We start from the raw sequence: 25,907 nt of genomic DNA, 5'->3' as shown, positions 1-25,907 counted from the left end.
TTTGGACAGAGCCCCTATTAACTCAAAAATTTATAAATCGAATCTTACCGTAATTGTTCCTGAGTGTGTGCTATATTTCTTGTGCATGTAGTAGTTGTAATCAAACTGTAATTTAATATTATTATTTTGAGCTATTACTCCGGCACCTATGTTATACCCTAGTCTTGAATTTCTTGTCATATCTACTTTTTTGATCTCTTTAGGAATATCCTGGTTACTTGTAAATGTAGCTGTTATTGCCTTATGACTTGCAAAAAAATTTCTTTCTATACTGCCTTGTAATGATGGAATTAGTTTAAGATGCGAATTAATATCTGTAGAATTTAATATTATCTTACTGCCTATAGTACAGTTGAACACCTTTCTAGATTTCCTTGAAATCTTTAACAAATAATCATATGCTCCTTGTTCCTTGTATAAATTATTCAGCATATTATAATATTTTAGACTAATGTTCGGAACTAATTGCATACCACTTGTAAAATTGTGATAATAGCTTAAATTACCTTCAATGCCCATACCACGAATATAGGATTTACCATGTCTCTGGGCATTGATTACATTTTTGATATTGCTACCTGATAGTGAACCAATTAATTGTAGAGAAACATTTCTATCTAAATCTTTTTGGTAATAAGCACTGACCATGTGTGAATTAATACGGCTTTTGCCTAGTGTTTCACTAAATCGTAAGTATGAATGAATATTGCCGTAGGCAATGCCTAATATATAGCTATCATTAAATGATATTTCTCCTCCTAGTATTATGGCTAGCATTCTTCCTGTGTAAGATGATATGCTGCTACCACTGTCTTGTTTACTAATAGCGTAACCACTATTATCCCAAATACTAAAACCTCTATTCTGCTCATCGCCCCCTGATATTGGTTGTGATTTACCATTTAATCCTATTAATCTGTTTTGGATTATTTGATTAAATATCTTTAACGCTAACATTACCTCATTATTACTTGCTCTGAACTGACTGATGCGGTCTAATATCCTGCTGCTTGGTTCTTTTAATTCATCTTTTAGATTAAGATCCTCAATATCATTATTTCTATCAGATGGTTCTAAGTTTTGGTTACTGTTGTAACTACTATTTGGAGTATTATGATTAGTCTGATTAGCGCCACTACTTACTGCATCCAATTCTAGGTTACAATCATTAAAAATATTAATTCCATTGTCTGATGATAAGTCTAAGGATGAGGTTAAAGCATCTAAATTATCTGATCTACTAGATTGAGATTTTTTAGGAGTTGAAGTAACAATATGACCTTCATCAAAATTACTATGTTTTGATATCATATCATCGATTTTTTTTAATTCTTTCTCTAATAATTCGGTTGAAGATTCATCAGAGCTTATAAGGCTTTGTTGGGATTTTTCATATAGTTTTTTTCTATTATTTAATTTTCTTAGTTCTGAATCTTCATATTCAATATCTTCCAACTCTTCTTTCCTTTTTTCTATAGCATGATTGATTGATCGTATTTTGTTATTAATGTTCTCCAGATGTGATATCCTATAATCTCTACGATCGTTTGACGTCTTCATTAAATCTTGCTTTTTTTCCAAAAGTTCTATTATTCCAGTATGATCACTAAGGATATTTGTTGGGAGTGTATTGGAAGCAGCTATAACATTATTGCCAATGAATATTATAGTAATACTATAATTTGTGTATCTAAAAAATAGATATATTATTTTTTTGAGCATAAGTGTATTTAGAGCTTTTAAGGATTATTGTGGCTCAAGGGTTAATGTTTGTGTTTTATTTTGAGTATTAGGTTTAACAGTTTAGTAAGTTTTAAATTCACAGTAGCACCATCATATATACGCGAGCATCTGTAATGCGTAAACTACTTGCTTTTATGCATGCCATTATTAAAAATAATTCTTGCTGGACACCTAATTTTTGTTAATTCTTATTGACTTGCATTATAGATGCTCGCGTTTTAAAGATTTTACAACATGTAAACTTTTATCTGGACTATTATCTCATAGCAATAATTTAATACAAAATTATAGCTTATTGAAAATATAATGCACTATTAAAAAGCATCATAAAAAATTTTATAATTATGAATACTAAAGAAAAAGCTAAAGTACTTAGCTGTTTTGATGTAGCTAATTATTTTTTAGTATTAGTTGATAGAGAAGCAGGGGATAGTATAACCCATGTATGGACCTTCCCAATAATGCAAGAAAAAAATAACACTTAATAGCAAAAAAGCAAATGCAGTCATGTATTCGACTTATAGTTAACAAATTAACTAATTTAAATTAGCAAATTTATCCTATTGCCCTGATGGAATTCGCTGGCTTACACACTATATACTTATCAGTTTTTCGGCTTCTAAAGAGCCGTTGGGTTATTCAGTTTTTTTGTAAGCTAAGTTTGTCTTATTTACCACCATTATCATTTTCTTTCGCATATTCTAGATCGGAATTTCATTAATATTTATAAAAATTTATATTTTCTATAAATTATTTTTGTTATTTATTATATTACTCATTTATTTAGTTACACATTTTACTTTCTAAGTAATCATTACCTGAACTTAGTACAGCAAATACTACTCTTGCTAATTTGTTAGCCACAGCCACTACCGTTTTATTATGACCATTTCGTTCAATTAAATTAAACATCCATGCTGTAAACTTACTATAAATTTTCTTGGACTTTTCTTCTTTAGATATAAATCTTATCTTAGCATTAAGTACTGCTCTACTACCTTGGATTAATAGGGTACGTAAATATACATCACCTCGTTTACTAATGCCTAATAATTTTTCTTTACCTCCACTAGAATGCTGTCTTGGGACTAGTCCTAACCATGCTGATAATTGCCTACCATTCTTAAAATTTCTTGCATTGCCTATTGAGGCTACTAAGGCAGTAGCAGTAATTAAACCAATACCAGCTATGGCCATTAATTGTTGACATTGTACCAAGTTCATAGCTATTACTTTTAGTCGTTTTTCTAATTCTTTTATTTTTTTATCATTCTCTACAAATTCTTCTTTTAATTCATAAAATGTTTGGTAACTTAATGAACTCAATTTCCCCTCATCTAAAATTTCAGTTAATTTCACTACAACATTATTAATACCTTGTGGAATAATAAAACCAAATTCATTTAACAATCCTCGAATTTCATTAGCTAGTGCAGTGCGATTTCTTACTAATCTTTCTCTAACACGGTGAATTGATAAAACATCTTGTTGTTCTATTGTCTTAATTGGTACAAATCTCATGTTAGGCCTTGCCACAGCTTCACATATTGCTTCAGCATCTGCCTGATCGTTTTTATTAGTCTTAACATATGGTTTTACAAATTGTGGTGCCATTAATTTTACTTCATGACCTAGTTTTATTAATTCTCTAGCCCAATAATTTGCTCCTCCACATGCCTCTATTCCTACTAAACATTTTGGTGTATTGACCATAAAACTTAATAGCTGATCTCTCATTAATTTTTTCTTTAACACTGTCTTACCATTTTTATCTACACCATGAATTTAGCTGGTAGAGCGATTAGTTTCCTGAATCGCCCCCCATTTAGAACCGCATCATGCCCTATTAAGGCAATGGGCTCAAGATATTATCCTTCACACGGTCTTCATTTATAAGATTTGATGGTATATTTTTACTTTTGGTAATGGGTTGCGTTCGATAAACAATTTAAATTTTTCCCAAGTAAACGATTTCCTTTGACTGCGTCGATTTAGCCATTTGAACAATATTCTCACTGCTTGATATACAAAAATACTCACTGCTTTATAATTGAAACTTACTCCATAATATTGGATATGTCCTCTTAACTTGCTGCAAAAGCTTTGCCATATAGTAGGCAGTTTATTATTGCTCTTAATGTCTTTACACCAGTCCTTAACTCTCGTTAGTTTGGTACTTATCCGTTTGCTGAAACTTTTTACCTTAGGTATTACCTTACCTTTTCTAGACTTGCCAAGGTAAAAAGTAAAACCTAGAAAATTAAATGCTTCTTGTTTTATGCCTTGTCTTAAACCTTTCTTTGAAAATCTTACCAACTTGGTCTTTTCCTCATTAAGTTTAAGATTATATTTCTCAAGACGCTTTGTTAAAGCTGTTCTAATTTTCTTTGTTTCCTCTTTATACCTACAACATATCACAGCATCGTCACCATAGCGAAACAATGTTACAGTTCCTTTGCAGTGCTGTTTTACTACTTCCTCAAACCATTGATCTAAAACATAATGAGCGAAGATGTTTGCAAGTATCGGACTGGCACAGATACCTTGCACTATCCCTTCTTCTTGAATAATCAGCTCTCCTTCACATAGTACTCCGGCTTTAAACATGCGAACTATGTTTCTTATCAACTTCTTATCATGAATCTTCTCTTGTAACATTTTCATTAGTATGTTCCTATCAATGGTACCAAAAAAATTGGCTAAGTCTATATCCAGTATGCTCTCAACTTCATTTTTATCAAGATGTTGCCTAAGCTCTCTCAAAGCATCATGACTCCCAATTCCTACTCTGAATCCATAAGAACATTCATAGAATATTGGTTCATAAATACTTTCAAGTGTTTTCTGCATCATCTTTTGACAAATCTTATCTTCAAAATTGCTAATTCCTAAAGTACGGTATTTACCCAGTTTACCTTCTTTTGGTATTTTTACTTCCAAAATGTTACCTGGCTTATAAGCCATATTCTTTAGTTTATTAACTAATTCTTTGATATTTCCTGTGAGCTTCGATCCATACTTAACCTTATTCACTCCATCTACTCCCATTGCTTTATTTGCATCAAGCTCTTGGTAGCAAACTGTAAGTGCTTCTTCATTGAACAAGTGCATGAGATTGTTAAAGACCTTGCCTTTATCCTTTGAAGATAACCATGCTATTCTCTTCAGTTTCGTTTCTGTCTTTGCTTGATATTCTGTTGTTACCATAACATTTCCCTAAAGAGATCGACTCTACCCACGGGCCTTCCCTCCATTAGCATTACCCAACTTCGTCGGTACTATACCCGATCTGACTTCCTATACTTCTTTTCAGCTTCCTCGCTGTTATACTTGTCAGCTAATACTGCCCTTTCAAGCAGGAATTATAGGATCTCCCACGTTCCTAAATAAACTTTTATTACATGCCATGCTCTTAGACCCCGAAGACCCCACCTCCAACTGCCTATTTGTGTTGCCTGTGATGTTGCATTCCTGATTTTTCACTCAGTCTGCGGTCTTATAAATTAAAGTTAACGAGGCTCAATAACTTCAGCCTTTCAGCTTACGGCCTATAATATTTCTGTCTACGCTTAACTGGTTTTGTTACCAAAACCAATCCAAGACTCGATACATAGTGTGCTAGGTCAACACTTCTATGACTGCTCCTTCCTCAGCTAGTTTATTTACGCTTCGTGGCGCACGAAAAATTCTCTTTGCAATATCTATGCCAATTGTGGTAACTTCCATTTTAGCCTCCTGATTTTTTTAATAATTTAATATTAATTATAGAAGATTAGCTTCCGCTTTTCATTCTTTATATCGGGAGGTCCATTCCATTAGTTAAAGCTGCAGAAATTAATATATTTTGCTCAAGGCATTAATCTTGCTTTATTTGATAAAGTGTTGTTTGAAGAAGAGATCAAGGCTTGGAAACATGGGCCGGTAGTACCGGCTTTACGCTCAATATTTGGCAGCTTTAGAGATAATGTAATTCCTTTGCCCGGAGAAATAGACTTTGCTATTTATGACTTAGCAACAAAAAAATTACTTCACAAAGTATATTCTTTTTATGGTGAACATTCAGCTGCTTATTTACGTCATTTAACACATAAACATTCTATTTGGTATGAAGCTATAGAGAATGCAGATAATACTATTACTAAAGAACAGATACAGGAATTTTTTAAAGCTAATATAATAAATGATATTAAAGATTATATTTTATCAACTACTAAAGCAGATATTGTACAAATAGAAAATGCTGAAGATGGGTGGTGGATGAATTATGATAGTGGCGTACCTGCTGAAGATATTACAGAATACCTTTTGAAGGTAAAGAAGAAAAAAGAAGGTAATAAAAGTTGAAAGTCATTTGGTCTGATGAAGCCCTAGAGCAGTTACAATTCTGGAAACGTACTAACTCTAAAATAAGTAATTAGAATTAATGGTTAATTTAAATTAGCTTTATTATTAAAAAGGAATTGAACCGGCACATTTTCACTATTTTCTACAAGAAAACGATAATATTGTTTTGCTACATCCACAGCATCATAACTACAGCAGGACTGAATAGCAAGTTTTAAACATTCTAATTTTAACTCTACATCACTTCTAAACATACACAACTCACCCATAATTTATTTCATTAATATTAGCAAAATTACTGCTAGTTATCAACAAATTCATGGATAGAGCTATAGATTCTATCTCCAGATATCCACAGTTTTAGATGAATTACAACTTTTTTTGTGATGGCTTAAAACTCCACTGGCAATGTAAAAATTAGGATGTTAATGTCATGACTAGCAAAACTTATCTATTAATGGAAATATCACTTAATTAATATGAATAATAATTGTGCTAATCAAAGATTATATTGGTCACTCTCTACTCCCCTAAAATATATGGGTTTAAGCTTAGATGAGTGGTTTGTTATCTTACTTGGTATAGTACCTGGAATAGTGTTACTAAATAGCGGACATGCTAAGCTTGGGATGATATGTATTATAGCTGGAGTTGTACTTTGTTATGCATTTAAGAAGTTTAAGAAACTATCGGAGTATTTTGTACTTAAGAGTTATTTAGTTGCTAAGAAATGGCTATATGCTCCTACTTCTTATCCTAATTTGCTTGGTAAAAAAATAGGTAAGTAATGGATCATTTATTTAAGCAAAGCTCTATTCAGCAGCTAGTTAAATATAATAAGAGATTATTGCTTATCACATTGCTGCTTGCGTTTACGAGTCTTCTTGGGATGATTAAAACAGTTAGCACGGAAGAAAAATGGTTATTAATTCCGGCAATGGAGCCAGATAGAAGAATGATAGTATCATCCAAAAGCTATCATGAGACCTATCTTAAAGAATGGGCAGTTTTTGTAATGAAAGAATTATTTACTACTTCACCAGAAGGAGTAGAGAGACAAATAGCTGATATGAAAGTAGTATCTAGTAATACAGAGCAATTGGATAAATTTTTTAAGGAACATTTAAATTTTGTTAAGGGCTCTAATATTTCATCGGTATTTTTTCCTAAAAAAGTAAAAGTCATTGAGGATGGAGTATTAATTAACGGAACATTTCGTTATTGGTTTTCCGAAAATAAGCATATAGCAGCTGATAAAACTTATTTGTTAACCTACAAGCGAGGAGCAAATCATTTATTATTACTTACAGGTATTAAGGAAGAAGAGGCAAATAAGCAATGAAAAGTTTGAAGTCAGAGTTACAGATATTAGTAGTTTGCGTTGGAATAATGCTTGCAAGCTTTAGTAGTAATGCTTATGGGATAAGCTATATGTTACATGCTGATTCTTTGTTAGAGCTGCAAATAGCCAAAGATGCTCCAACTAGGATTAATATCGAAGGAGAAAAAATTAATGATATCTTTATTCATCCGCAGGAAGCTGCAGAAGTAGTAGTACATGATTCAGGCTGTTTATTTATTTTACCGCAGCAAGATAACAGTAAACTTTACCTAACTCTAATTGGAGAAAATGGTACGACCCAAGATTTAATCTTGAATTTTACTAAAACTAAATTAGCTCCTATTAGACTCATTAAGTTTGATTTAGAAAAAGAAGTAACAAAGTTAACTAATAATAAGGAAGATAAGCATCATGAATGTAAAAAACAAAGATGTAATAGAAAAAGAAAATAATAAACAGTATTTAAGAATAATATATCCTTTATTGCCGGTATTGTTAATTTTTTGTGTAAATGTAATACTATCTGAAGTAGCTTTAGGAGAAACATTAGAAGGACAGTTAGATCGCATTGGTGGGCTCTCTACCGGTAAACTGAAAACTATCGGGATATCAGGGGCAACGATTTTGTCATCAATTTGGGCAGTAGTCAGGGGTAATTTAAGACTTGCCGGAGCAATTGTAGCTATTGGTATTATTTTAGGATTTTATTTAGAGTGGGTCTCTAGTGGGATGAAAATCAGTTAGATAATTAAGATATTGATTAAAAGCAATGGATCAAGATTTCAATAAGCAGGAAGAAATAAAAGGTAAAGTAGAGAATCATACATTACCATCTGCATTTAGTAAAAGATTATCAGGACTCATAGAGATAATTAAAAACAGACCATTAGTTACTTTAGCTTGCATAGGAGTAATAATGGTTTTGGTATTTTATGGATTTTCAGAAAGTGAGGTAAAAGCTTCCCGAGGTTTACAAGAAGATAGACAATCAAGGGAAATATCAGGAATAGAAAAGGCCATAGATCCAAGGGCAAAATGGACTGCAGAAATATTAAATGAAGTCAAAAACATGCAGAATCATTTGGAAAAGCTAATAGAGAATAAATATTTAGAAACTAAAACTAAAATTGATGATTTTAGTCAAAAATTAGAATCATTAGAGAAGCCTCATGAAGAAACTATATTATATGATGGCAATGATTTTAATAATAATCAAAAAATAGAAGATTTACTAGATAATAACCTTGAGCAAAGCATTGTTGCTGCTCCTACTGCTCCAGTAAAAAGATTACTTGGCTATGTAAAAAGAGCTGACTTAAGGATAAAAAAAGACGTTAAAGATTATATTACTACCGGCAGCTTTGCACGAGGGGTGCTGCTTACTGGAGTAGTAGTTGGAACCGGCACTAATAACTCAGCATCTCCTGAGCCAATAATGATAAGGCTTGTTGATACAGCTATTTTTTCTAAAGGGTATAAAACGGAGCAAATCAAAGAAGCAATTTTAATTGGTTCATGCACTGGGGATATTTCATCAGAGCGGGCTAAATGCCGGTTAGAGACAGTATCTTTACTAAATAGTAATGGAGAGATAATTGAAAAACCGGTAGAAGGTTGGTTAATAGGAGAAGATGGTAGACCTGGAATTAAAGGGATAGTTGTTGATAGATCATCAGATATAGCAAGAATGGCGGTGCTTAACGGCGTACTTGGCGGGATAGCACAATTTTTCCAGAACCAGGCAAGCAATAGCATATTTCCGGTGTCACCGATTACCGGGCAACAAAATGCTTTAAAAGCTCAGGATTCTCTAAAAGCTGGTGTTTATGCCGGCACTGGTAATGCTTTAGAAAAGCTTGCTGATTTTGCAATTAAACGAGCAGAAAGTATGAGTCCAGTGATTGTTGTAGCTTCAGGTAGAGTAATAGATGTAGTATTTAGAAAAGGTTTTGATTTAAGAGAGAATAAAGAGGCTGATAAAGTAGATAGATTACTGCCGCCAACTACTACTGATTATTCGCAAAATAGCACAAATTATAGTAATGATCAAAATTATTCTGGGAATAAAGTGACAAGTTTTTCTAAGGCAAAAACTAAATTGCAAGAACATTTTATCAAGGATAATGGGACTGATGAAATAATAGAATGGACCTACCCTATATACAGAATGAGAAGCAGATGCTAATCTTCTAGGATAGGAAATGAATCCTAAACAACAATAAGGAGGCCCATATGGAAGTTACCACAATTGGTATAGATATTGCAAAAAAAAATTTTCAAATTCACGGTGTAGATAAAAATGGTAAGACAATATTAAAGAAAAAATTAATTAGAGAGCAGGTTCTAACTTTTATGTCTAACTTACCAAAATGTCTAGTAGGCATGGAAGCTTGCGGTGGTTCTAGCTATTGGGCGAGAGAATTAACAAAATTAGGTCATAATGTAAAACTAATGGCTCCACAATTTGTTAAGCCTTATGTTAAAACTAATAAAAATGATCAAGCCGATGCAGAAGCAATATGCGAGGCAGTAGCAAGACCTAATATGAGGTTTGTGCCTATCAAAACTGTAGAGCAACAAGATATTTTATTTATTCATAGGGTAAGGCAACGATTGGTAAAAAACCGTACAGCTCTTGCTAATGAGATCAGGGGATTATTACATGAATTTGGTTTTGTTATTCCGCAAGGAATCAATAAGATTATGACAAAATTAATTGAAATTTTAGATGAAGGGGATTTAAGTCAGTTAAGCTACCAAACGTTTAGAGAGTTAAAAGAAGAATTTCTAGAGAATGATAAGAAAATAAAAGAACTAGAACAAAGGTTAAAAATTATAGCTAGCCAGTATAGTAATCACCAACAACTAATGACGATACCAGGTATAGGGTTAATTACTGCCACAGCCTTAATAGCTTCAATAGGTAATGCTAGTTGTTTTGAAAATGGCAGGCAATTATCAGCATGGCTAGGATTAGTGCCAAGGCAACATTCTAGTGGTGGCAAAGATAAGTTACTAGGTATTAGTAAAAGAGGTGATATCTATTTACGCACTTTGTTAATTCAAGGAGCAAGAGCAGTACTGAATAGTAAGATAAGATTTACCACGAAAGAACAAAAATCTAAAAAAGATTATAGCAAGTTTACCGAGTGGATGTTTAATTTATCTGAACGGAATGGGCATAATAAAACAATTGTTGCAGTAGCTAATAAACTAGCAAGGGTGGTGTTTGCAGTACTTAGTTCAGGTAATGATTATACCGAGAGTAAAGTTTGTAGCTAAAGAATTGGTATAAATAATTGACAAGATGATATTATAGATAAATAGAAATTTAATAGATTCTAATCCGGAATATGCGAAAGAATGATAATATTGATGGTAAATAAGACGAACCTTAGCTTACAAAAAAACTGATTCTGTCAGGGGCTCGTTTAGAAGCCGATGAAATGATAAGTAATAAGTTTTGTAAGCCAGCGAATTCCATCAGGGCTATAGGGTAAATTTAAAGTGATTTATTAACTATAAGCCGGATACATGACTGCATTCAATTTTTTTGCTGTTATATATTATTTTTTTCTTGCATTATCGGGTAGGTCCATACATGGGTTATACTATCCCCTGCTTCTCTATCAACTAACACTAAAAAATAATTAGCTACATCAAAACAGCTAAGTACTTTAGCTTTTTCTTTAGTATTCATAATTATAAATTTCTTCATTGTTGTAAAATCTTCAAAAACTCAATAATTCTTAAGAGTATAGAAGAAGCAAAAAAGGAATTTCCAAGCTTGTTGCAACAATTGCTTTACTACTTTCCTCTTCTAGCCTTTCTGTTCTTATAGAACTCACTTAATACAGGAATTATTATAACATGAATATATCAATTAATATATATTTAAGATTTTATATTTATAATAGTACTTACGGCTCTTTGCATATATTCTCGAGCAGTATCATTGGCAAGTCTAGTATACACTGCTGTTGATCTTGGATCTATATGATTGAGAAGCTGTCCTATTACATATTGATTTGCTCCGGTCATTGCCATCCAGCTTGGTATTGTTCTCCTTAAATCATGTATCCTTAAATTTTCTATTCCTGCCTTTTTACAAATCCTCTTCCACGCTTTCTTTGGTTCCTGCAGGTGACCACTACTACTGGTCTCACTTGGAAATACCCACATGCTAGTAGATTGCTCTTTTCTTGCTTTTAATATTTCTATTGCTTGATCTAGTAAAGGTAAACGGTGAGGATCACCATTTTTAGTTTCTGGAAGATATAATTGTTTATCAGCAAAACTTACCTGTTCCCAACGCATAGTAAGTAAATTATCCTTACGAACTGATGTATACAAAGCTATTAAGAAAAAGTCTTGCATTACCTGGTTTTGCTCGTCTGCTATTGCTGTAAAAAATCGTGGTATTTCTTCTCTAGTTAAATACCTATCTCTAGATTGTTCCTTATGCTTCTTTATACCAATAACTGGATTTATTGTAAGTAATTCCCATTCTATTGCTTTGCTGAATACAGGGCTTAATATTTCAAGAAATCTATTAGCTCCATATTTACCGGTTTTAGTTAAATTATTAAATAATTCTTGAATATCTGTTTTTTGAATAGTAGATATTTTTCTAGGATATAAATGTTTGGCATATCTATCTACAGAAGCGGCATAATCTTTCCATCTTTTATTATTAATTTTACTATATTCATTAAGGTATTTATCATAAAGCTCCTTAAAGGTCAGTTCTTTGGATAATCTAGCTTTTTCTTCTACAGGATTATATCCTTTTGCAATCTCACCTTTTAATTCAGATGCTTTGGCTCTAGCATCAATAATTGATAGATCAGGGAACACACCTATTTTAATTCTATGATATTTCTTATCAAGTACTGTGCCCAAATAAAATATTTTACTACCACCATATGATACGATTAGCAATAATCCTTTTTCTTTGGTATCTTTATATACATCTCGTTTTGCCTGTGGAGCTTTAATTTCATGTAATGCTTCTTTAGTAAACAATAGTGATTTAACTGACATAAATCCTCCCACAGCTTAATTCATATATAATTAAACTGTAGTATGCTTTACTCAGAAAAACAAATCTTATGTTAAATAGAATTATACTTTAAAAAATGATGATTTATCCTAACTACATACAATTAAATAACCAATAGTTGTTATAATCTCTTATCAAATTCAAAAGGTCCAGATATCTTTATAAGATAAAAATTGATCACGAATTTAAACTAACTATATGCTCATCATGAGGTGGTACCCTTTGTCTAGACAAATTTTTTAAATTTTAGAGGTGTAATTCTCCTTTATTAATGTATTGGTTTTTCAAAGTAAAGTTTGCATTTTCTATGTCATATAGCCTCTTGGTAATTTTCTAGTTTTTCTGCAAAATGTATCATTTTAGGTGTCTTATATTCAAGCGATTGATGAGGTCTTTGCTTATTATAAAATTCTATATAATCTCTGATAGCTATCTTTGCTTCACGTACCGTTTCAAGATCAAAACGATAAATCTTCTCTTGTTTCAAAGATCTCCAAAAACGTTCAATAAATACATTATCTAAGGCTCTGCCTTTGCCGTCCATACTAATAGCTATGCCTTGTTGCTCAAGTATTTGAGTAAAATCTTTTGATGTAAACTGTACTCCCTGATCCGTATTAAAAATGTCAGGCTTGCCATGTATAGATATTGCTTCATTTAGAGCTTCAATACAAAAATCATTTTCTAAACTAATCGACACCCGCCAACTCAAAATATAACGACTATACCAATCCATTATAGCAACCAAATATACAAAACCTTGCTTTAATCTTATGTAAGTAATATCTGCACAGTAAACTTGATTGGAGCAAACCACCTCTATATTATTTAATAGATATGGGTATACTTTATGAGCCTGATTCCTACGGCTTAAATTAATTTTTGGGTATACTGCTTCAATACCAAGTATTTTATAATATTTTCTTATCATCTTACGACTAACATTTAACCCTTCCGATTTTAGGACATGAGACATTCTTCTAGTACCATAATAGGGATGCTCTGTAAAAATCTCATCAATTCTGTTCAGTACTCTATACTCCTTATCATCTAAGGTATTCCTAGTTCGGTAATAGTAACTTGAGCGGTTTAAATCTAAAAGTTCGCATTGTCTTGCTATGGTTAATTTTGAAGCATAACTTATCATTTTTTTCCTAACCTCTAAATCCAAAGATACTAGATTTTTTTTTGAGCCAGTCTCTTTCAACTGTTAACTGGCCTATTTGCTCAAATAATGATTTAATTAAATCTTCTTGGCCGGTATCTTGTTGTTTAGATTTCGATTTAAATCCAGAAACCATAAAATCTAAAGCTTCTTTCTTCCATTTATAAATCTGATTAGCGTGAACACCATATTTGCTGGTAATTTGAGCTATAGTCATTTCTCCAGATATTGCTTCAATTGCTATTTTTGCTTTTTCTTCTGCGCTATATTTTTTAACTTGTTTTTTCATTTTTTGCTCCTTTTCCTAGGAGATATTATACCTACTTTTCTCTATTTTCTTGTCTAGTTTTTGGGTACCATTATATCATATCCACATGTTATTTTCAAATTTGTAATATTTTTTAGAGATTGACAAATAACTGCAACTCTACTACAGTTAAACTGTAATTTTTGGTAATAGAGAAAAAGCCCTAAATACAGAGGATTGTAAGCTACAAATTAGTATATGAGAAAAGAACAAAAAATAGGGTGAAAGCGACTCTTAGGTTGACATCGTAAAGGTCGGGGGTTCAACTCCCCCATCGCCCACCACCATAAAATCAAGCTTTTCATAATCTGTTAATTTTAGCTTCATACTCCGTATGCTCATTATATGCTCATCGCATTTTTAAAAATGGTGTTATTATCCCCTTGATTGCCTCTTCTAAACTGATGTTTAAGTTGAGGTCTTATGCACACTATATGCTGCTCACATTTCACTCCTGATTGTGTAATCCATAATCATAGTGATAAAAATCCCACTATTTTCTACAATTTTGTCGGTAATTTTATTCCACCTGAATGGAGTACTCTTTCCTCTCGTAATGGTAAAATTTTAAGTAAAACCTCAAGACAACTCCTATCTCTTATAGTCTTCCGCTTGCAAATCTACTATAACAACAGTATTGACGAACTTCAGGAAACCTATCATTTCTTTGAGGATTCTCTAGGAGTATGTCAAGAGCGTGTAAGACAATGCTTACTTGAATTAAAAAAGAGTGGCTTTATCGAATTTTATAAAGCAACAATAGTTAAATATGGCATTAAATGCCGTAATACTCCTTGTATTAAGCTAGCCAGAAATTTCCAACCTACTTCTAGCAAAATACCTTCTGAAAATGAAAAAAATTTTGTACCTACTCCAAAAAACTTTGGGGTGAAACCCAAAGAAATTTTGCCTCAACCCCAAAAAAGTTTGGATGAGACAATATATATAGATAATAATAAAAATATATCTAATAAATCTAGATATAGCGAATCTACAATTTTTCAAAATGAAAAAAATATATTTAATCATAATAACCAAACTCAGTTACAAGAACAACAACTTGAAACAAATTTACAATTCAAAACAGCAAGCTCAACCAATGATCAACAACAAGCTGATAATACTAATTTCTCTAGTGCTAATATCACAACAGGTGCTACACGGATTAATACTGCACTACAAGCAGTTATTAATAAAATCTCTAAAAAATATGACTCTACACCATCAAATAGCAATAATGCAGCAATTAATGCCGTTAATTATAAAAGCTGGTTCAAAAGAAAAAAATTAACAGATTTCCATCCATTAACCCAAGAAGAGGCTGATTTATTACAGATAAAATCAAATCGAGAATTTAATCTTACTTTTATTAACAAGCTCTTATTAAAACTAGCAGAACAATACCCAGAACATCATTTTGGTCATAAAAAAGTGTTTTTAAATTACATGGCTAAAGCTTTAGCTCATGAGTTACGTGAAACTACTAAAGCTAATAATGCTACATTTCAGTTTAAATCTAGTGACTTAAACAACACTAAAGAGCGATATCTAGATAAGATAGAAAGTAGCCTTGATACTAGCTTGCAAGCTCAGCTAAAACGTAAAATTGTTGGTAGTTTTGATCCTGATTCAGCTTATAAATTACTAAGCTCCTGCTTATTTATTGGGGTAGTAGGTAATAGCTATCAAATAAAACTGCTTAAAAATATTACGCTTTCAGAAAATGCACAAGATAAAATACTACAGCAAGTACAAATGATCTATGGCAGTAGTATTGAGAAGTTGAAAATCATACAATTTGCTGAGCTTGAAGCAAAGCAGAATAATACTGAAGATGAAAAACAAGATTATCTATTGCAGCTAAGCAAACAATTAAATCCTGATTCCGTATGGTACAGGGCACGGAAATTTCTTATTGAACGTTATAACCAATATATTGATTTTGGAGTATTAAGTAAATTAGTAGTGGTAGAGGAAGATATAGTCAACAAAAAGGTAATCCTTAAATCAACAACGGCTTTTAATGATTATTATGTTAGGAATCGTCATATGCAAGATCTAGAAGAAGCTTTTAAGACTCAAGATTATTGCTTTGAATTAATCAAGTTTGAATATAACTAAGCTATTGTGGTAATTGATAATTTGTAATAACTACTTCATCAGATATTTTATTGTGTTCAGGCATAGAATATTTAACCTTAATAGTACTAATATTAAAATTTTTGTATAAGTTTCTAATAAAGGGAGTATTACTATTAGAAACCATTATTTTAACATTTTTATCATTGAGTTCTGTAGCAAAATCTTTAAGTCTCGTTTGCTCATTTTCATCAAAGGGTAATCTGGTATAAAACTTCTCACCTGATTTATGATAAGGAGGATCAAAATAAACAAAATCACCTTTTTGTGGTTCAATGAAAGAAAAATCCATAGCACAAATAGATGTGCCAGCTAAAAGTTGACTACACTGTTTTAATCTAAAGGCAAGATCAGATTTACTATAATTCCTACCAGAAAAACTTTGAGCTGGTTTGCCATCAATATTAATCCGGTAAATGCCTTTAAATGAATATCTATTAAGATAGATAAATCTTGCAGTAATCTTCGCTGGGTCATTACTGTCATTATTACTTCTAACTTGATAATAATGTTCTTTGGAGTGTTTTTCTTTATGGGAGTCTAATAGTTTACTAACCTTATCTGGATTCTTCTTAACCGCATTATAGGACGTCACTAGCTCTAGATTAATATCAGATAAATAGCAATGTTTAAATTTATCTCTAACTTGAAAAAATAAAGCCCCACCACCAAGGAATGGTTCATAGTAGTTATTCAGTGTTGATGGAAGAAACTTAATTAATTGATCGGCAATTTTTCTTTTACCACCAACCCATTGTAGGAATGGTTGTGCCTTGTTTGAGTTATTTACTGACATGAAATTATTATTAAAATATTTATACTAAATTATAGTATAAAATAGGTTTAAATGCCAGCAAAATGCTGTATTCAAAGGAACTCTTGATGCTTGCTGTAGCATAATTAATGCTGATTTTGATTTATATGTAATGGATAAAGAGTTGAGCTAATAAACAATAGTAATTTAGCTGTGTCTCATTTGTGCAGCTGTTTGCCCAATTGTATAAAAATCTGTCAAAAAAGCTCTTAAATCCTCTGTACTTCGTAGAATTGTGGTGATATCTGTCCTTGTTAAGAGCGGCCGTGGTGCAGTTCTAGTTCAGAGGTTAAACTAAAAACTACAAAATTTTATCTCTTTAACCTCTGAGCTGTTTTCTTAACTTTAACAGCAAGGAAATGTTATGACAATTAATAATCAAAATCAACCAAAAGATAATCATAATCTTACTAAAACAAATTGGAATCTTCAATTATCTCCCATATCTGTCACATTAATACCATATCAGCAAGAAGAGAATATCATTAACTCGACGATCACAAATTATACTGATATAATTAAATATAAATTAGAATTACAAGAAGCAAATAATAAATTGAAAGAATCTGAGTTATTTAAAAGAGATGTGGTTCAAAATATGGTACATGGATTAAAGATTCCATGTAATGGGATTTTTTCATTAGTAACAGCTCTTTATGAAGTAGAAGATAATCCTGAAAAAAAGGATTATTTAGCTAGTGTGGTAAGTTGTGCTGAAGAATTACTAGATTATTATAACAATATACTTAGTTATCTACAGAATAATTCTGGACTACCTCCTATAGTTTTAAATAAGTTTGATCCAAAACAGTTGGTAAATAAGATTATTGATAAAGCGATGCCAATAGCTCAACGTAAGGGATTAAATTTATCTTGTAATTTTCAGTATGATTTAACAAATGCTATAATTAGTGATACTTATCGAATAGGGGCAATATTAGAGCAGTTAATAGATAATTCTATTAACTTTACTAAAGAAGGTAAAGTTGTGGTAACAGTGAACATGTTTGCTATTAATCCTGCATTATCAGAATCAGAACAACAAAACAGAGAAATGGTATTCCAATTTATGGTGCATGATAGTGGTGTTGGTTTGTCTAAAGAAATCAGGCAACATCTTCATGAAAAGATTGATAAATTTGATGTTGCTATACAATATCATGGACTTGGATCAGGATTAAGTTTTGTAAAGCGTCTAATTGGTGAGTTAAATGGAGAGATTGAAGTAACAAGTGAAAAAGGTAAAAGTACTACTATCATCTGTAATATACCAATTAAGTTACCTCTTCTTGATGATCTGATTTATGATACATAATGTTGATATTGATAAGGTTCTGATGATTATGTATTAACTAATAATGATGATTTTCTTGATTATTGTGCTTCACTTGCTACACTTAAGTAAATTATAGTAAGGAAGGATATATGGTAAAAAGTCAAGAAAATCATCAAAAAACTATAGATCCTATTGTAGAAAAGTTAAAACCTAAGGGTATAAATCTTGAATTAGAAAAAGTAAAAATTATAGCTCTATCAAATTGCCGATATAGTAAAAGGCTATTAACGAAGATCATGCTTATTAATAAGATTTCTAAGAACATGGTTGATCTTAATAAAATTAAAAAAGCAATTTATTTTGCTAAAAAGTATCATGGCAGGCAAAAAAGAGAAACAGGAGAATTCTATTATTCACATCCTTTAGAAGTAGCATACATGGTTTCTGATTATTTATTTAGAACAGATATTATAGTAACTAGCATATTGCATGATTGTATTGAAGATACGTTACTTACTAAAGAAATGATTATACAAGAATTTGGTTATAAGATTGCTAATCAAGTTGAAGATTTAACACGAGTTAAAAATGATAAAAAAATTAGTTCAGCAGAAATAGTTAAAATATTATATCAGCAAAAGAAAAAAGAGTTGCTATTAATTAAATTATTTGACCGATTACATAATATACAAACAGTAGGAGCTAAAATTCCTGAGAAAGGATGTAGAATAATTTTAGAAACTTTACAATCTTTCCTGACTATTGCTACTTACCTAAAGATACCAAGAGTTGCAAGACAATTACACACACATTGTTTAAATATAACTGTACATTACAAAAAATTAAATATATTATGCAACTCCCTTCTCTAGCTCAATAATAATGCTAAGTTACGCATAAGATATTTAAAGATATAAATTTTTCAATTATTATTATTCTTTATATCCTTTCACATAAGAGCTATTGCTAAGAATAAATTTTATTTACGGTCATTTTTAATTTTTCTCTTGACTTAATTAATCCTGTAATCTTTAATTTATAAAATTTTAAAGAGTAAAACGAGGTGCAGGATAATATCCTAACCCCAGCATCTGTAATATTAGTCAATGATATTCCTCAGAAGTATCCTACACCTAAGATATTTAATAGTAATCAAGGTAGCCAGTATACTAGCAACGACCATACGCAAATTTTAGAAAATAATAATATTAAAATCTCGATGAATGGCAAAGGTAGAAGCGTTGATAATATTGCTATAGAAAGATTTTTTTAGAACTTTGAAATATAATTGTATATTTATTAATGATTTTACTAGTATTAAGGAGTTAAAAGTAGGCATCAATGATTATATATAAATATCATTATAAAAGATTCCATTCTACTATTGGTTATCAAAAACCTATGAATGTCTATCTGAATAATGTACAAAATTATGAGCAAATTGCAGCTTAAAAAAATACAAACATGGAACACAAAATCATTACATATTTTGTCTTGATTCCTCAGTACATTATAGCTAGGATTAATTTAATATCAGAACTTCCACAAAATACAAATATGGCAGAAAAAAGTATTACTAATTACCACTATAAAATATCTATAAAAGCTTGATAGTATCAGGTTTATTTAAAATTTCAACCTCGATTCATTTATTACAAAAAACAATGATATTGATATTCTGTGGAAGTCCTGAATATTTTAATGAAAGAATTGTATAGCATCCTAATGTTATAAACTATTTAATATCATCAATTGGAACATTTTTGAATATGACAATACTCTTGCCAACAAAAAAAGGAAATATATTGGCGTTACACTTAGTAGTAAAGAATGGATATGATAAAATTGTTAAGATATTGTTGGACCATTATACTGATGTTTATAATATAAACAAAGCTGATTGGGTAGATTTATACTTAGCAGTAAAGAACGGATATGATAAAATTGTTAAGGTATTGTTGGACCATTATACTGATGTTTATGATATAAACAAAGATGATTGGGTAGACTTACACATAGTAGTACATAATAGATATGATAAAATTGCTAAGATATTGTTTGATATTTATACTTATGCTAAGCCTCAAAATCGCAATGATTGGGCAACGTTATACTTATTAGTAAGCAATGAATTTGATGAAATTGTGAAGGTATTATGGAATGATAATACTGAGAACGACTTTATTAATGCCCAAAACCGGGCTAATTGGACAGAGTTATACTCAGCAATACGGAATGAATATAATAAAATATTAAAGACATTTTGGGATAATATTGATTCAGAAACAGTAATAAAGAATGTATGTAATGAAAGTGTTAAGAAGTTGGTTGATGCTAAAGAAACAGGTGTATATAATGAAATTGTTAAGATATTATCAAATTGTAATGCTTATATTAATGCCGGAAACCAGGATCATTGGATAGATTTATTCTGCAAAATATATACTGCATTTAAAGAAATTTTTAACATATTGTTATTAAGTTATAATGCTAATGTAAATACTGAAAATCAAGATTATTGGAGGGCATTAGTATTAAACATAAACAATGAACGTAAAGCATTATTAGATATTCATACTGATGTTAATACTGAAAATCATGATGATGGAACAACGTTATACTTAGCAGTAACTAATGGATATGATAAAATTGTTGAGATATTGTTGGAGTATTATACTCATGATATTAATACTATTTTTAGTACCACAAACCAAATAATAAGGAATGAATTTGATAAAATTGTTAAGATATTGTTGGAGCATGATATCGATGTTGAGGCCACAAACCCAAATTATTGGAAATCATTATATTTAGCAGTAAAGAATAAATATGATAAAATTGTTAACGTGTTTTTTAATTATTCTGCTGCTCCTTTTAAGAACAAAACAATAGTAAAGAATGAACATGATAAAATTGTTGAGATATTGTTGAATTATTGTACTAATGTTGATGCCGAAAACCAGGATGATGGGACAGCATTATACTTAGCAGTAAAGAATGGATATGATAACAGTGTCAAAGCATTTTGGAATTCTTATATTAATTTCGAAGACCAAGATGTTTGGGTAGAGTTATACTTAGCAGTAACTAATGGATACAATAAAATTGTTAAGGTGTTGTTGAATCATTCCGATGTTGATATCAAAAAAACAGCAGTGAAGAATGTATATAATGAATTTGTTAAGGTATTATTGAATCATAATCCTTATATTGATGCCACAAACCAAGATATTTGGGTAGAGTTATACTTAGCAGTAACTAATGGATATAATAAAATTGTTAAGATATTATTTGGTCATTATACTAATGTTGATGCTAAAAAAACAGCACTACAGAATAGATATGATAAAATTGTTAAGATATTGTCGGATCATTCCAATACTGATACCATAAACCAAAATTATTGTAAGTCATTATACTTAGTAGTAATGAATAGAAATCTTGAAATTTCCGGTATGTTGTGGGATTTTTATGCTCACGAGAGCAACAATGATTGGGCAACGTTATGCTCAGCAGTAAAGAACGGATATGATAAAATTGTTAAGGTGTTGTTGGGGCATGATACTGATGTTAATGTCATTTATATTGATCCCACAAACCAAGATTGGGCAACGTTATACTTAGCAGTAACTAATGGATATAATAAAATTGTTAAAGCATTATCAAATCATCTGTTTATGGATATCAATATTAGTGATAATAACGAGAATACACCATATAGTAACTGCGAGATTATCAACTTATTTCCGTCAAAACAACAAATAAGTAAGACACCATCACTAGAAATTAATGCTACAAAAGCAGATGGTAATTGTTTTTTTCATGCAGTATTTGGTAAGAAAAATGCACACAGTAAGGAGTATGCAGCAGAAAAAGCAGCAGAAATGAGAAAGGAGTGGTATGATTTCTTAAAACAATTCGAAGCTCATGGTCTACAAGATTCTAATATGCCTGCTGCTCTTAAAGATCAGTTAAAAAAAATATTTCAATTTTTCTTAAATAATCCAAAGGAATTAACTAATAGATATGAGGCAATAGAAAGGCTAGTTGCGGAAACGAATGAAGCTATTACAAAAGCTGAAAATGAGATCAAAGAGTTAAAAGATGAGATTATTAAGAAATTTCAAGATAATGAAGCATTTAAGAATGAAATTTATCACATTATATCAGCAGCTAGGGGAAAAGCAGACAAGCAAGCTCCTAATATTTCAGAATTACTTAACGATCGTATTAGCTTAAGAAATGAGATTAGTAATAATTTAGAAGCATGTGTGTTGAAATTTGATACAAAGCTTAGTCATGACACATATAACAAACAATATAATAGTCAAGTTATTGCAGATTTGTTTTTAGAGAATCCTGAAGTTTATAAAAACTATTTAAAAGCTATTCAACAAAATAGTTATTATGTATTTTTTGAAGAGATACCAATTTTATCTTCTCTAGCCAATATAAAAATTCAAGTTTATTATGATGATATGCATAAACGGCATATACAATTTGATTCTCAGGAAAAATTACGTGGTAACTACCCATTAAAGCCTCAAATTTGGGGGAATAAGGAAGAAGCAATTATTTCTCATTCTGATATGCATTTTGCACATGCAAGTTTTTCTGATTTTCAACAACCAGAACTGCGTGAACAACAAGTTCTTAATGCTCGTACGTATACCCAAGAAAACACATTAGATATTTTTTATAAAAAAATAAAAAAATATAAATTTGAGAAGTGTAAGATTGATGTTGAGATTAAGAAAACTGAAACTAATAATTTTGTTATTGAAGAATTACAATTAGCAAGGATATGTACTAGCAACGAAGGTAATCATATTCTACCAGTTTCTACCATATTTAATCTTATTAAAAAATTTATTGAGATAAGTAAAAAGAATCGTGCCAATGATTGTATTAAGGTATCTGAAAAGTTATTGTCAACATTTGTATCCAGTACTCATATATATGGTGAAGTTAACGATTACTATAATCATCTTAGAGATATGATGTTGAATAAAAAAAGAGAAGAATTGAGTACAATTAGTGATCTAAAGGTGTTTTTAGAAAACAATCTAATACCTTTTATACTCTATGTATGGGATAACAGGATATCATCAATTTTTTATGAGAAGAGAACAAAAGAAGTATTAGGAAAAGAAGGAGTAAATATAAAATTAGTAAATCAAAAAATCATGACATTACTTAATGATGAAAATAGTGGTTTGCAAGGATATAAGACACAAATAGAATCTATACGGACAGAGTTGTTTTCAGTAATTGATTTACCTATTATAGTAACACATGAGTTAAAAGAATTAAAACAGGGATATATTGATCAATATTTTAACTGTATAATGTTATTTTTAGTAAAAAAACTGGTAGTAACGATAAAAAATGGTACTTATGCTAATACTTTATTATATATGGAGGAACTAAAAGCAAGTATTAAATTATTAGGAAATTTAGACAATCATAGTCCATTAGAAGATTTACAAAAAATTGTTAATATAAAAAACAAGCAAAGTACTGTAAATATAGAAGAACTAATAGAGCAGGTAAATTTATATAATACAGAAAATAATTTTATACTTAACAACATAATTAAAATATTAGAAGCTATTCATATAGAAAATAATATTAATGAGGTGTTACAAAATAAAACTTTATGTTTTATATATAGTATATACATCCATTTTATCGAAAAAAAAGATAAGAGTAATCTTAGTAAGATTCAAGCTAATATGAAATCATATAAACAAAAGTTAGAAAATGAACAATCTACTGTAGGAGATGATATAAATAATGAATATGTGCTAAAATTACAGCAAAATCTTACAGAAATATTAGAGATAATAAAAATTTGGAATCAATATAAGGTTGGGACCCAATTAGATGGTAATGAGCAGCATAATATTAGTAATATCGAAAAAGAATGCTTAGAGTTCATTACATATGACATTATAAAATTGTTACATATATGTATGTCCACTATTGACTGTAAATTAATATCACATTACGAATTCTATCCTAAGTATATAAAGGTTAAAAATAATTTGTTAAAGATAACAGAGTGTGGAAAAGAGTTAGTTGAACATAGTAATATTTCAGATTTGAGAAAAAGGATACTAAAAAAATTTTGTGAAGACTTCTCTGATAATGATAGTATGTGTTTGACTTCTGATACAGGTACTATGCAAGATGATGATCCTAATTTAAGTAATAATGATATTGAAACACAACAAAATATGGCGTACTCACAATTTATATTATCATTAATGTCATCACCTTTTAATTTTTCTAATAATGATATTATGAGACTAATGCAATTCAAGTGGAAGGAACAAAATGTAAAAGTATTTTTTAATAAGACTACTTTATTAGAATATATAAAAACAAATAAACTTATAACATATATTATATTTATACAACAAGATAAAAACAACATGGTGAATGATGCAAGGGTTATAGTCACAGAATCAAATGAACAAATTACAGAAATACCTATTATACAAGATATAGATAAAATTGTGCTTTTGTTAGAAAAGAGTAGTTTTGCTGAATATATAAACTATGATAGGTTATTACTACCTCTTGACTTTATGGCATTAGTATATACGCTTTATTATAGGATAGATAAACCAGAGGATAAGTATATACGAAGAGATATACTCACAGTATCTGATAGTAATTTGTCATATAATACAGATAAGAGTATAATGGTTGTTTTATCTGACATAGTAGAGAAGCATATTCAGCAGGTTTATTTATTTTTGGACAAGAATAAGTATGATGATCTTTCTTGTTATTTAAAGGACCATACAACTCAAATCATGGGTAAAACAATAGAAGAGCATTTTAATTGTTTCATTACAATGAACTCAGGCTTCATAGAGACATTAAAATTAGATTCAATCATTCAACATTGTGATCAGCATAGTGAACTACAAAACGTAAAGAATTTTATTATAAGTATTCAGAAAAATTCTAAAACAAATGATTATAAAGGAACATATTGTACAGAAGAAATAGGATTAGATTTTGAATCAATTAAGCATAATATACATATGATTTGCCGAAACATTAATCAAACAGTAATTGATATTGATAATAATGATATACAACTTTTGTTTAACAATACAAATTGTTTAAAAATTTTAGGTATAAAAGATTATCAAGATAGTAATCATGCCATAGTCTTTGTCAAAAATACTAATAATGTATCGATAATTGATCCCCTAAACGAAAATTCTAGTTTTAGTAATAGTTTAGAAAAATTAGCCAATAATCTATTAAGTTTAGGAATAAAGTTTATTAATATTATTTATTCTGGATTACAACAGCCTAACTCTGGAGTATGTGCTGATATATCATTAATCTTGGTTAAAAATCTTACAGATAAACTACGAGACGTTCAATCAGTGCAAGATATAATTGAAATTATTCAAGATATAAGAATAGAAATGTATGGTAAAGCATCAGAAAAAAATCAAGAAGCTATAACAATAAAATCCTTTGATGCAATAAATACTTTAACAAAACTAGACAGTCGTGCAGTTGGTATACAAGATAAAGAAAAACAACAAGATAACTATTATGCTAATAATGAATTTATTAATACTCTTCAACAAGATGCTTTTCTTATAAAACCAGTAGAATTAATAGGCAATGTTCTATAAGTATAATCTGTGAATCTGAGAATGTGTAGTGTTGATACGGATTGT

Annotated in this window: 22 protein-coding genes; 13 read left to right on the top strand and 9 right to left on the bottom strand. The window is 30.2% G+C overall.

All coding sequences use genetic code 11. The features are described 5' to 3' along the window. Window positions 1-30 precede the first annotated feature (30 nt). Window positions 31-1,722 (bottom strand): autotransporter outer membrane beta-barrel domain-containing protein, encoded by a 1,692-nt coding sequence (locus AAHM91_RS00535; protein WP_342269519.1) that lies wholly within the window; start codon window positions 1,720-1,722, stop codon window positions 31-33. Window positions 1,723-2,087: 365 nt separating this feature from the next. On the opposite strand from AAHM91_RS00535, the gene AAHM91_RS00530 reads away from it, so the two are divergent. Then, complete coding sequence (locus AAHM91_RS00530; protein WP_342269518.1) at window positions 2,088-2,228, top strand: hypothetical protein; 141 nt, start codon at window positions 2,088-2,090, stop codon at window positions 2,226-2,228. A 298-nt stretch (window positions 2,229-2,526) separates the two neighbouring features. On the opposite strand, the gene AAHM91_RS00525 is transcribed toward AAHM91_RS00530, so the two are convergent. Together AAHM91_RS00525 and AAHM91_RS00520 are read right to left on the bottom strand one after the other, a co-directional pair. Next, the gene (locus tag AAHM91_RS00525) at window positions 2,527-3,528 is read right to left on the bottom strand and encodes an IS110 family RNA-guided transposase (protein WP_341789202.1); all 1,002 of its coding nucleotides are present in this window, start codon (window positions 3,526-3,528) and stop codon (window positions 2,527-2,529) included. A 105-nt stretch (window positions 3,529-3,633) separates the two neighbouring features. After that, window positions 3,634-4,950, bottom strand: coding sequence for a reverse transcriptase domain-containing protein (locus tag AAHM91_RS00520; RefSeq protein ID WP_342269517.1), 1,317 nt, complete (start codon window positions 4,948-4,950; stop codon window positions 3,634-3,636). Window positions 4,951-5,622: 672 nt separating this feature from the next. Between AAHM91_RS00520 and AAHM91_RS00515 the strand changes: the two genes are divergently transcribed. Beyond that, complete coding sequence (locus AAHM91_RS00515; protein ID WP_342269516.1) at window positions 5,623-6,087, top strand: Panacea domain-containing protein; 465 nt, start codon at window positions 5,623-5,625, stop codon at window positions 6,085-6,087. A gap of 83 nt (window positions 6,088-6,170) precedes the next feature. Here the strand turns inward: AAHM91_RS00515 and AAHM91_RS00510 are convergent, their stop codons facing one another. Then, window positions 6,171-6,341, bottom strand: coding sequence for a hypothetical protein (locus tag AAHM91_RS00510; RefSeq protein ID WP_342170127.1), 171 nt, complete (start codon window positions 6,339-6,341; stop codon window positions 6,171-6,173). A gap of 225 nt (window positions 6,342-6,566) precedes the next feature. On the opposite strand from AAHM91_RS00510, the gene AAHM91_RS00505 reads away from it, so the two are divergent. The 6 genes from AAHM91_RS00505 to AAHM91_RS00480 are packed head-to-tail and all read left to right on the top strand — an operon-like array spanning window position 6,567 to window position 10,711. Then, window positions 6,567-6,875, top strand: a complete 309-nt coding sequence (locus AAHM91_RS00505) for a hypothetical protein (protein ID WP_341788934.1) — start codon at window positions 6,567-6,569, stop codon at window positions 6,873-6,875. Next, window positions 6,875-7,429 carry a TraE/TraK family type IV conjugative transfer system protein gene (locus AAHM91_RS00500; RefSeq protein ID WP_266234652.1) on the top strand — a complete coding sequence of 185 codons (555 nt, stop codon included), beginning with the start codon at window positions 6,875-6,877 and terminating at the stop codon, window positions 7,427-7,429. The genes AAHM91_RS00505 and AAHM91_RS00500 overlap by 1 nt, the downstream gene beginning before the upstream one ends. Further along, window positions 7,426-7,881, top strand: a complete 456-nt coding sequence (locus tag AAHM91_RS00495; RefSeq protein WP_342269515.1) for a hypothetical protein — start codon at window positions 7,426-7,428, stop codon at window positions 7,879-7,881. The genes AAHM91_RS00500 and AAHM91_RS00495 overlap by 4 nt, the downstream gene beginning before the upstream one ends. Next, entirely contained in the window at window positions 7,841-8,173 is a 333-nt protein-coding gene (locus AAHM91_RS00490; RefSeq protein ID WP_045805770.1) for a hypothetical protein, read from the top strand. Before AAHM91_RS00495 ends, AAHM91_RS00490 begins: the two co-directional genes overlap by 41 nt. 25 nt (window positions 8,174-8,198) lie before the next feature. Beyond that, window positions 8,199-9,614: a TraB/VirB10 family protein gene (locus AAHM91_RS00485; protein WP_342269514.1), complete on the top strand. Its 1,416-nt coding sequence runs from the start codon at window positions 8,199-8,201 to the stop codon at window positions 9,612-9,614. 47 nt (window positions 9,615-9,661) lie between these two features. Further along, window positions 9,662-10,711 (top strand): IS110 family RNA-guided transposase, encoded by a 1,050-nt coding sequence (locus AAHM91_RS00480; RefSeq protein ID WP_342269513.1) that lies wholly within the window; start codon window positions 9,662-9,664, stop codon window positions 10,709-10,711. Between the two features lie 277 nt (window positions 10,712-10,988). Here the strand turns inward: AAHM91_RS00480 and AAHM91_RS00475 are convergent, their stop codons facing one another. The 4 genes from AAHM91_RS00475 to AAHM91_RS00460 form a co-directional block, all read right to left on the bottom strand. Continuing rightward, window positions 10,989-11,147, bottom strand: a complete 159-nt coding sequence (locus AAHM91_RS00475; RefSeq protein ID WP_342269512.1) for a hypothetical protein — start codon at window positions 11,145-11,147, stop codon at window positions 10,989-10,991. Between the two features lie 176 nt (window positions 11,148-11,323). Further along, window positions 11,324-12,472, bottom strand: a complete 1,149-nt coding sequence (locus AAHM91_RS00470) for a tyrosine-type recombinase/integrase (RefSeq protein WP_342269511.1) — start codon at window positions 12,470-12,472, stop codon at window positions 11,324-11,326. A 329-nt stretch (window positions 12,473-12,801) separates the two neighbouring features. Continuing rightward, entirely contained in the window at window positions 12,802-13,638 is an 837-nt protein-coding gene (locus AAHM91_RS00465) for an IS3 family transposase (protein ID WP_342269450.1), read from the bottom strand. Between the two features lie 7 nt (window positions 13,639-13,645). Next, a complete protein-coding gene (locus tag AAHM91_RS00460; RefSeq protein WP_045812944.1) occupies window positions 13,646-13,945 on the bottom strand; it encodes a transposase in 300 nt (99 codons plus the stop codon). Between the two features lie 441 nt (window positions 13,946-14,386). On the opposite strand from AAHM91_RS00460, the gene AAHM91_RS00455 reads away from it, so the two are divergent. After that, window positions 14,387-16,084 carry a hypothetical protein gene (locus AAHM91_RS00455; protein ID WP_342269510.1) on the top strand — a complete coding sequence of 566 codons (1,698 nt, stop codon included), beginning with the start codon at window positions 14,387-14,389 and terminating at the stop codon, window positions 16,082-16,084. Window position 16,085: 1 nt separating this feature from the next. On the opposite strand, the gene AAHM91_RS00450 is transcribed toward AAHM91_RS00455, so the two are convergent. Beyond that, window positions 16,086-16,898, bottom strand: coding sequence for a DNA adenine methylase (locus AAHM91_RS00450; protein ID WP_342269509.1), 813 nt, complete (start codon window positions 16,896-16,898; stop codon window positions 16,086-16,088). 382 nt (window positions 16,899-17,280) lie between these two features. Here AAHM91_RS00450 and AAHM91_RS00445 point away from each other — a divergent pair, with 382 nt between their 5' ends. The 4 genes from AAHM91_RS00445 to AAHM91_RS00430 all read left to right on the top strand — a co-directional run bounded on the left by AAHM91_RS00445 (window position 17,281) and on the right by AAHM91_RS00430 (window position 25,862). Further along, window positions 17,281-18,231 carry a sensor histidine kinase gene (locus tag AAHM91_RS00445; RefSeq protein ID WP_342269508.1) on the top strand — a complete coding sequence of 317 codons (951 nt, stop codon included), beginning with the start codon at window positions 17,281-17,283 and terminating at the stop codon, window positions 18,229-18,231. A 110-nt stretch (window positions 18,232-18,341) separates the two neighbouring features. Next, complete coding sequence (locus AAHM91_RS00440; RefSeq protein WP_342269507.1) at window positions 18,342-19,064, top strand: HD domain-containing protein; 723 nt, start codon at window positions 18,342-18,344, stop codon at window positions 19,062-19,064. A gap of 191 nt (window positions 19,065-19,255) precedes the next feature. Next, window positions 19,256-19,465: a hypothetical protein gene (locus tag AAHM91_RS10900; protein ID WP_410526148.1), complete on the top strand. Its 210-nt coding sequence runs from the start codon at window positions 19,256-19,258 to the stop codon at window positions 19,463-19,465. 508 nt (window positions 19,466-19,973) lie between these two features. Beyond that, window positions 19,974-25,862: an ankyrin repeat domain-containing protein gene (locus AAHM91_RS00430; RefSeq protein ID WP_342269506.1), complete on the top strand. Its 5,889-nt coding sequence runs from the start codon at window positions 19,974-19,976 to the stop codon at window positions 25,860-25,862. Window positions 25,863-25,907 lie beyond the last annotated feature (45 nt).

Origin of the sequence: Rickettsia endosymbiont of Orchestes rusci (genome assembly GCF_964030945.1) — a bacterium.
In the GTDB taxonomy this organism is placed as follows: Bacteria; Pseudomonadota; Alphaproteobacteria; order Rickettsiales; family Rickettsiaceae; genus Rickettsia.
The sequence above is the reverse complement of the archived record's forward strand: the minus strand, read 5'-3'. Positions and strand labels throughout refer to the sequence as shown.

What these genes read in the sequence shown, in the direction of transcription:
- AAHM91_RS00535 (WP_342269519.1), bottom strand. Translation starts at nt 1,722, where the DNA reads ATGCTCAAAAAAATAATATATCTATTTTTTAGATACACAAATTATAGT.
- AAHM91_RS00530 (WP_342269518.1), top strand. Translation starts at nt 2,088, where the DNA reads ATGAATACTAAAGAAAAAGCTAAAGTACTTAGCTGTTTTGATGTAGCT.
- AAHM91_RS00520 (WP_342269517.1), bottom strand. Translation starts at nt 4,950, where the DNA reads ATGGTAACAACAGAATATCAAGCAAAGACAGAAACGAAACTGAAGAGA.
- AAHM91_RS00510 (WP_342170127.1), bottom strand. Translation starts at nt 6,341, where the DNA reads ATGTTTAGAAGTGATGTAGAGTTAAAATTAGAATGTTTAAAACTTGCT.
- AAHM91_RS00505 (WP_341788934.1), top strand. Translation starts at nt 6,567, where the DNA reads ATGAATAATAATTGTGCTAATCAAAGATTATATTGGTCACTCTCTACT.
- AAHM91_RS00500 (WP_266234652.1), top strand. Translation starts at nt 6,875, where the DNA reads ATGGATCATTTATTTAAGCAAAGCTCTATTCAGCAGCTAGTTAAATAT.
- AAHM91_RS00495 (WP_342269515.1), top strand. Translation starts at nt 7,426, where the DNA reads ATGAAAAGTTTGAAGTCAGAGTTACAGATATTAGTAGTTTGCGTTGGA.
- AAHM91_RS00490 (WP_045805770.1), top strand. Translation starts at nt 7,841, where the DNA reads ATGAATGTAAAAAACAAAGATGTAATAGAAAAAGAAAATAATAAACAG.
- AAHM91_RS00485 (WP_342269514.1), top strand. Translation starts at nt 8,199, where the DNA reads ATGGATCAAGATTTCAATAAGCAGGAAGAAATAAAAGGTAAAGTAGAG.
- AAHM91_RS00480 (WP_342269513.1), top strand. Translation starts at nt 9,662, where the DNA reads ATGGAAGTTACCACAATTGGTATAGATATTGCAAAAAAAAATTTTCAA.
- AAHM91_RS00475 (WP_342269512.1), bottom strand. Translation starts at nt 11,147, where the DNA reads ATGAAGAAATTTATAATTATGAATACTAAAGAAAAAGCTAAAGTACTT.
- AAHM91_RS00470 (WP_342269511.1), bottom strand. Translation starts at nt 12,472, where the DNA reads ATGTCAGTTAAATCACTATTGTTTACTAAAGAAGCATTACATGAAATT.
- AAHM91_RS00465 (WP_342269450.1), bottom strand. Translation starts at nt 13,638, where the DNA reads ATGATAAGTTATGCTTCAAAATTAACCATAGCAAGACAATGCGAACTT.
- AAHM91_RS00460 (WP_045812944.1), bottom strand. Translation starts at nt 13,945, where the DNA reads ATGAAAAAACAAGTTAAAAAATATAGCGCAGAAGAAAAAGCAAAAATA.
- AAHM91_RS00455 (WP_342269510.1), top strand. Translation starts at nt 14,387, where the DNA reads ATGCACACTATATGCTGCTCACATTTCACTCCTGATTGTGTAATCCAT.
- AAHM91_RS00450 (WP_342269509.1), bottom strand. Translation starts at nt 16,898, where the DNA reads ATGTCAGTAAATAACTCAAACAAGGCACAACCATTCCTACAATGGGTT.
- AAHM91_RS00445 (WP_342269508.1), top strand. Translation starts at nt 17,281, where the DNA reads ATGACAATTAATAATCAAAATCAACCAAAAGATAATCATAATCTTACT.
- AAHM91_RS00440 (WP_342269507.1), top strand. Translation starts at nt 18,342, where the DNA reads ATGGTAAAAAGTCAAGAAAATCATCAAAAAACTATAGATCCTATTGTA.